8 protein-coding genes and 1 pseudogene are annotated in these 7399 nt (G+C 72.1%); 7 read left to right on the forward strand and 2 right to left on the reverse strand.

Annotated elements, in window-relative coordinates:
* The 6 genes and pseudogenes from AC0I8G_RS25700 to AC0I8G_RS25725 form a co-directional block, all read left to right on the forward strand.
* A pseudogene (locus AC0I8G_RS25700) lies at window positions 1-364 on the forward strand (DNA polymerase III subunit gamma/tau); the annotation flags it as partial.
* 62 nt (window positions 365-426) lie between these two features.
* Complete coding sequence (gene recR / locus AC0I8G_RS25705) at window positions 427-1026, forward strand: recombination mediator RecR (RefSeq protein ID WP_328294426.1); 600 nt, start codon at window positions 427-429, stop codon at window positions 1024-1026.
* Window positions 1019-1603 (forward strand): DUF5063 domain-containing protein, encoded by a 585-nt coding sequence (locus AC0I8G_RS25710; RefSeq protein ID WP_380258017.1) that lies wholly within the window; start codon window positions 1019-1021, stop codon window positions 1601-1603. Before recR ends, AC0I8G_RS25710 begins: the two co-directional genes overlap by 8 nt.
* A gap of 92 nt (window positions 1604-1695) precedes the next feature.
* Window positions 1696-2991, forward strand: a complete 1296-nt coding sequence (locus AC0I8G_RS25715) for an aspartate kinase (protein WP_380258014.1) — start codon at window positions 1696-1698, stop codon at window positions 2989-2991.
* Window positions 2988-4067 (forward strand): aspartate-semialdehyde dehydrogenase, encoded by a 1080-nt coding sequence (locus AC0I8G_RS25720; protein WP_471732479.1) that lies wholly within the window; start codon window positions 2988-2990, stop codon window positions 4065-4067. Before AC0I8G_RS25715 ends, AC0I8G_RS25720 begins: the two co-directional genes overlap by 4 nt.
* A 154-nt stretch (window positions 4068-4221) precedes the next feature.
* Window positions 4222-5232, forward strand: a complete 1011-nt coding sequence (locus AC0I8G_RS25725) for a potassium channel family protein (protein WP_471732480.1) — start codon at window positions 4222-4224, stop codon at window positions 5230-5232.
* Here AC0I8G_RS25725 and AC0I8G_RS25730 read toward each other — a convergent pair whose 3' ends face one another.
* Complete coding sequence (locus AC0I8G_RS25730) at window positions 5233-6519, reverse strand: uracil-xanthine permease family protein (RefSeq protein WP_471732481.1); 1287 nt, start codon at window positions 6517-6519, stop codon at window positions 5233-5235. It lies immediately after the preceding gene.
* A gap of 55 nt (window positions 6520-6574) precedes the next feature.
* Here AC0I8G_RS25730 and AC0I8G_RS25735 point away from each other — a divergent pair, with 55 nt between their 5' ends.
* Window positions 6575-7195, forward strand: coding sequence for a DUF2238 domain-containing protein (locus AC0I8G_RS25735; protein ID WP_471732482.1), 621 nt, complete (start codon window positions 6575-6577; stop codon window positions 7193-7195).
* Here the strand turns inward: AC0I8G_RS25735 and AC0I8G_RS25740 are convergent.
* Complete coding sequence (locus AC0I8G_RS25740; RefSeq protein WP_471732483.1) at window positions 7125-7289, reverse strand: hypothetical protein; 165 nt, start codon at window positions 7287-7289, stop codon at window positions 7125-7127. The two genes, AC0I8G_RS25735 and AC0I8G_RS25740, sit on opposite strands and share 71 nt — an antisense overlap.
* Between the last annotated feature and the right edge of the window lie 110 nt (window positions 7290-7399).

Genomic DNA, 7399 nt, shown 5'->3' on the forward strand with positions numbered 1-7399 from the left:
GCAGGCACCCGCCCAGCAGGCTGCGCCGCAGCCCGTCGCCCGGGCGACCCCGGACCCGGTCAGCCCCCCGCCCGGGACCGCGGCTCCCGCGCCGAGCGGCGGCGGCAACGCCTACTACGACGACGTCCCCCCGCCCGAGGAACCCCTCGAGGACCCGGGCGAGGAACAGCTCTCCCGTCCCAGCCGACGCGCGATGGTCGCCGCGGCGGCCGCCCCGCCGCCCGAGCCGACACCGCCCGCCCCGGTGGAGGAGGACACCCCCAGCCGCGACGACGAGGACGCCGAGGAGGACTCCCAGCTCGTCGGCACGGCGGTGGTCGAGCAGATCCTCGGCGGGAAGATCATCTCCACCGACGAGAAGTAGTCCGCCCGGGCGCGGGAGGTGGGGTGACCGGCGGTGTCGTCGCGGGCACGTAGTCTCGACGGGTGTACGAAGGAGTCGTCCAGGACCTGATCGACGAGCTCGGTCGCCTCCCCGGTGTGGGACCGAAGAGCGCGCAGCGCATCGCCTTCCACCTGCTCGCGGCCGACGCCGGTGACGTGAAGCGGCTGGCCGACGTCCTGACGGAGGTCAAGAGCAAGGTCCGGTTCTGCGAGGTCTGCGGGAACGTCGCGCAGGAGCAGCTGTGCCGGGTCTGCCGCGACCCCCGTCGCGACCCGACGGTCATCTGCGTCGTCGAGGAGTCCAAGGACGTCGTCGCGATCGAGCGGACGCGGGAGTTCCGGGGTCGCTACCACGTGCTGGGGGGCGCGATCAGCCCCATGGAGGGCATCGGTCCCGACGACCTGCGCATGCGGGAACTGCTGTCCCGCTTGTCCGACGGCACGGTCACCGAGACGATCATCGCGACCGACCCGAACCTGGAGGGGGAGGCGACCGCGACGTACCTGGCGCGGTTGCTGAAGCCGATGGGCCTGAGGGTCACGAGACTCGCCTCCGGCCTGCCGGTGGGCGGGGACCTGGAGTACGCAGACGAAGTGACCCTTGGACGAGCGTTCGCTGGACGGAGGTCCCTCGATGGCTGAGCAGCACCCCGCACCCGAGACCGTGAGCGACGAGCTCGCGGAACTCGCCGCCACCACCGCCGCGGACGCCCGCGCCTACCTCTCGACCGTCACCGAGGTCGCGACCGGGCGGATGGACTCGACCGCGCTCTCGGTCCTGCTCCTCGCCGTGAGCCAGGCGCTCGTGAGCGGTGCCCGCCTCGGCGCGGTCGCCGACGTCGTCCCGTCGCGGCGCTACGAACCCGACGCCGGCCCGGACCCGGACGTCGACCCCGTCCGCGCGGGGCTCGCGAACGTCCTGGAGGGCCTCGACGACTACGCCGACGTCGTCGACCCGCTGACCGACGCCAAGCTCGTCCGCGGAGCGCTGTCCGACGACCTCGCCAGCGTCGCCGCCGACCTCGAGCACGGCCTGCGCCACCACGAACGCGGTGACCTCACCGAGGCGCTGTGGTGGTGGCAGTTCTCCTACCTCTCCTCCTGGGGGCTGCGGGCCACCGCGGCGCTGCGCGTCCTGCAGTCGCTGCTGGCCCACCTGCGCCTCGACGTGGACTCCGAGACGGTCTCCGACGCGGAGTTCGACGCACTCCACCCCTGAGGACGTCCTCGGGTGGACACCGTGCACAGCTGCAGGACGGCGGGCTGTGCACGGCCCGGAGCACGGCACGACGTTCCGTAGAATCGTCCGTCGTGGCTCTCGTGGTGCAGAAGTACGGCGGTTCCTCGGTCGCTGACGCCGAGGGGATCAAGCGTGTCGCGAAGCGGATCGCCGCGACGAAGCGCGCCGGCCACGAGGTCGTCGTCGTGGTCTCGGCGATGGGTGACACCACCGACAACCTCATCGACCTCGCCGAGCAGGTCAGCCCCCGCCCGCCCGCGCGCGAGCTGGACATGCTGCTGACCTCGGGCGAGCGGATCTCGATGGCGGTCCTGGCCATGGCGATCTCCAACCTCGGGCTGGAGGCGCGCTCCTTCACCGGTTCCCAGGCCGGGGTCATCACCGACTCCTCGCACGGGCGGGCCCGCATCATCGACGTCACGCCCGGTCGCATCCGCGCCGCCCTCGACGAGGGCTCGATCGCGATCGTCGCCGGGTTCCAGGGCGTCAGCCAGGACACCAAGGACATCACCACCCTCGGTCGCGGTGGCTCGGACACGACGGCCGTCGCGCTCGCGGCGGCGCTGAAGGCCGACGTCTGCGAGATCTACACCGACGTCGACGGCGTCTACACCGCCGACCCGCGCATCGTCCCGACGGCCCGGAAGATCAACCGGATCGCGACGGAGGAGATGCTGGAGATGGCCGCCAACGGCGCCAAGATCCTCATGCTCCGCTGCGTGGAGTACGCGCGGAACTACGACCTCCCCATCCACGTGCGCAGCTCCTTCAGCCCGCACGAGGGGACCTGGGTCACCGACTCCCCCGTCCCCGCCGCCTTCAGCACCCACCGAACCGGGGAGGAACCCGTGGAACAGCCGATCATCTCCGGTGTCGCGCACGACCGCAGCGAAGCCAAGATCACCGTCGTGGGGGTCCCCGACAACCCGGGCACCGCCGCGGCGATCTTCAAGGCCGTCGCGCAGGCCGAGATCAACATCGACATGATCGTGCAGAACGTCGCCGCCGGGGCGTCGGGCCGCACGGACATCTCGTTCACGCTGCCCAAGGCCGAGGGCTCGACGGCGATCGCCGCGCTGGACAAGGCGCAGGCCGCGATCGGCTTCGAGCGCGTCGAGTACGACGACCAGATCGGGAAGGTGTCGCTGATCGGCGTCGGGATGCGGTCGCACCCGGGGGTCTCCGCGACGTTCTTCGAGGCGCTGGGCAGCGAGGCCATCAACATGGAGATGATCTCGACGTCGGAGATCCGCATCTCGGTGGTCACCCGCCTCGACCAGCTCGACGACGCCGTGCGCGCGATCCACACCGCGTTCGGCCTCGACGGGGAAGCAGAAGCCGTGGTCTACGGAGGTACCGGACGATGACATCCACCGAGAGCCGCAAACCCACCCTCGCCGTCGTCGGGGCCACCGGCGCCGTCGGCACCGTGATGCTCGGGATCCTCTCCGAGCGCCCCGACGTGTGGGGCGAGATCCGTCTCGTCGCCTCCGCCCGCTCCGCCGGCAAGGTCCTGCGGGTCCGCGGCGAGGACGTCGTCGTGCGCGAACTCACCCCCGAGGTCTTCGACGGGGTCGACGTCGCCATGTTCGACGTCCCCGACGAGATCTCCGCGGTGTGGGCGCCGATCGCTGCCGAGCGCGGAGCCGTCGCCGTCGACAACTCCGGCGCGTTCCGGATGGACGACGAGGTCCCCCTCGTGGTCCCCGAGGTCAACGGTGCGGCCGCGCGGAACCGTCCCAAGGGCATCATCGCGAACCCGAACTGCACGACGCTCACGATGATGGACGCCCTCGGCGCCCTGCACGAGGAGTGGCAGCTCACCGAACTCGTCGTCGCCAGCTACCAGGCGGCCTCGGGCGCCGGGCAGCCCGGCGTGGACCGCCTCTACGACGAGCTCGAGGTCGTCGCGGGCGACCGCACCCTCGGGTCCACGGCCGGCGACACCGCCGCGGCGATCTCCGCCAAGCTCGGTGACGACTCCCCGTTCCCGGCCCACCTCGCCCTGAACGTGATCCCCGTCGCGGGCTCGCTCAAGGACGGCGGCTGGACGAGCGAGGAGCTCAAGGTCCGCAACGAGTCCCGCAAGATCCTCGGGATCCCCGACCTGAAGGTCTCCGCGACCTGCGTCCGGGTGCCGGTGCAGACCACGCACTCCCTCGCCGTGCACGCGACGTTCGCGCGGCCCGTGTCGGTGGCCGAGGCGACCGCCAGGCTCGAGGCCGCCCCGAGCGTCGAGGTGCAGGACGACCTCGCGAACGGGGTCTTCCCGACCCCGGCGAACACCGTGGGCGGCGACCCGACCGTCGTCGGCCGCATCCGGCAGGCGCTGGACTTCCCGAACACCCTCGACCTCTTCGTCTGCGGCGACAACCTCCGCAAGGGCGCCGCGCTGAACACCGCGCAGATCGCCGAGCTCATCGCGCGGGAACTCACCGCCTGACCCCGCACGACGAAGGGCCCGTCCGGATCACCGGACGGGCCCTTCCCCGTTCGCGATCTTGCGGGGAGTCCCAGCAAGATCACGGATCGGGTGGGGGTCTGCCGTCGAGCACCCCGTCGGTGGCGGGATCGCGGTGATCCAGCAGACTCGGGACGTGGCCGAACGATCAGCGCGCCTGCGCCTGCCCGCCGGGCGCCCGGTGTCGCCGTTGCGCGCCATCGCGCTGCGCCTGGGGCTGGCCCTGCTGCTCGTCGTGGTCTGCTGGGTGGTCGTCTACCTCGAACGTGGCGGTTACCGCGACGGCGTCGACGGGTCGCTCTCGTCCCTGGACGCGCTGTACTACACGACCGTCACGCTCTCCACGACCGGCTACGGCGACATCGTCCCGGTGAGCGACAGCGCCCGGCTGGTCAACGCGCTGTTCGTCACCCCGGTCCGCATCCTGTTCGTCGTCATCCTCGTCGGCACCACGATCCAGGCGCTCACCGAGCGCTCCCGCAAGGAGATCCGCCTCGCGCGGTGGAGGGCCCGCATGCGCGACCACGTCATCGTCCTGGGCTACGGCACGAAGGGCCGCAACGCCGTCCGCGAGCTGCGGTTGAAGGGAGTGCCGGCCGACCGCGTCCTCGTCGTCGACCGCAGCCCCACCGCCACGGCCGACGCCGCCCGCGACGGCTACCTCAGCGTCACGGGCGACGTGACCCGCTCGGAGACCCTGGTGACGGCGCTCGCCGACCGCGCCCGCACCGTCGTCGTCGCCGTCGACCGCGACGACACCGCCATCCTGGCGACGCTCGCGCTGCGCCGGCGCAATCCGCACGCCACGGTCGTGGCGACGGCCCGTGAGGTCGAGCACGCCGACCTGCTGCGGCAGTCGGGCGCGAACTCCGTCGTGGTGACCTCGGAGACGACGGGGCGCCTGCTCGGGCTCGCGGCGGACAGCCCCGCCGCCGTCGAGGTCGTCGAGGACCTCGTCTCCTTCGGCACCGGCCTGGACCTGCACCAGCGTCCCGTGACCCCGGCCGAGGTGGGTCTGGCCCCGGACGCCCTCGGCGTGCCCGTCCTCGCCGTGCTGCGCGCGGGCCGGACCCTGCTCTTCCACGAGGTCGCCGCCCTGCAGGACGACGACCTCGTGCTCTACGTCAGCGGGAAACCCCGGGACTGATCAGTCCGTCGGGGCGGTCCCGCGCACCCGGGCGACGGCCCGCATCAGGTGGTAGATCCCGATCGCGGCGACCGTGCCCAGCGCGATGCCCTGGAAGGAGAGCCCGCCGCTGGTGGTGAGCGTGTAGTTCGCGATCCCGACGATCAGCGCGACGGCGGCGGTCGTGAGGTTCACCGGGTCGGAGAAGTCGACCTTGTTCTGCACCCAGATCCGGGCGCCGAGGACGCCGATCATCCCGTACAGCAGCGTCGCCGCCCCGCCGAGGACACCGGGCGGGATGGACCCGACGAGGGCGCCGAACTTCGGCGAGAACGACAGCACCAGCGCCGCCGCGGCGGCCACCCAGTAGGCCGCGGTCGAGTAGACCTTGGACGCGGCCATCACGCCGATGTTCTCGGCGTAGGTCGTCGTCCCGGACCCGCCGCCGAGACCAGCCAGGGTGGTGGCGAGACCGTCGGCGAGCAGCGCCCGCCCGGCGAGGGGGTCCAGGTCACGACCGGTCATCGCCGCGACGGACTTCAGGTGCCCGACGTTCTCGGCGACCAGGACGAACACCACCGGCAGGAACAGCGCGAGGTCGGAGGCGTCGACGCGCGGGGCGGTGAACGTCGGCAACCCGACCCAGCCGGCCGCGTGCACCGCGTCCCAGGACACCAGCCCGCGGGCCGCGGCGACGAGGTAGCCGACGACGACGCCGACGAGGATCGCCAGGCGCCCCAGCAGCCCCCGGAACAGCACGCTGGTGAGCGCGATCACCAGCAGCGTGACGATCGCGGTGAACGGGTCGGCCCGGAAACCCGAGGTCTCGGTCGTCCCCCACGCCGCGGGCGCCAGGTTCAGCCCGATGAGCGCGACGATGGTGCCCGTCACGACGGGCGGCATCACGACGTCGATCCAGCCGGACCCCGCGACGTGGACGACGACCCCGACGACGGCCAACAGCAGCCCGGTCACGAGGATCCCGCCGGTCGCCGACCCCTGGGAGCTGCCGAGGATCGGCGCGATGAACGCGAACGAGGACCCGAGGTAGCTGGGGAGGCGGTTGCGGGTGATCAGCAGGAAGAGGGCCGTACCGATCGCGGAGAAGAACAGCGTGGTGGCGACGGGGAAACCCGTCAGCGCCGGCACCAGGACCGTCGAGCCGAACATCGCGACGACGTGCTGCAGCCCGATCCCGATGGTCCGCGGCCACGCGAGCCGTTCCTCGGGAGCGACGACCGCCCCGGGCCGGACGCTGCGCCCGTCGCCGTGCAACTGCCAACCGGGTCGCCCCGAACCGTTCGCCATGCCGAGTCCTCCGAATCCGTCCCGGCGCGCGCCGGACGGGCGGAAGACTAGGGGAATGCGAGCACCGCGCTGGACCGCCGCCGCCGTCGTGCTCGCCGCGACGGTGGTCCAGCTGCTCGTGGCGACGTTCGCGCGGGACCTGCCCCAGTTCGCGGGCAAGGGGTTCACGGCCCGACTGGTGTTCTACCCGCTGATGATGCTGGTCGTCCCGCTGCTGTGGCGGGTGCTGGACCGGTCGGGACGGCGGACGCCCTGGACGGGTCTCACCCTGGTGATGCTGCCGTTCCTCGTCGACGTCAGCGGGAACACGCTGGACCTCTACGACTCGCTCGTCTGGTGGGACGACGCCCTGCACTTCCTCAACTGGTTCCTGCTGACCCTGGGCCTGGGGCTGGTCCTCGACGTCGTCGCGCTGCGACCGCGGTGGGCGCGGGCGGTCGCCGTCGTCGGCGGTGGGGCGCTGCTGGCGCTGCTGTGGGAGATCGGCGAGTGGTGGACGTTCATCCGCCACGGCACCGAGCTGGCCACGGCCTACGAGGACACCCTCGGGGACATGACGCTCGGCACGACCGGTTCGACGGTCGCGCTGCTGGTGCTGGTGGGGCTCAGCCCCGGTCGGTCGGGTCCTGCGGGTCGTTCCCGGCGCGGAACTCGTCCCGCAGCCGTTCGCGGTTGACCCCGCCGTCCAGGTTCGAGCCCGACCCGCGGATGCGTCGGTAGGCGAGGAACGCGACGACGGCGAGGACGATGACGACCAGGAGGTACTTCACCCCCGGAGCCTAGGCGCTCCCCTCGCGCAACGAACCTTCCCCGCCCCCGATCCCGCGCGGAAACAACACTTTCCGCCCTCGCGGGGGCCCCTCCGGGGGCGGAAAGTGTT

This window comes from Kineococcus sp. AC630 (assembly GCF_979255925.1).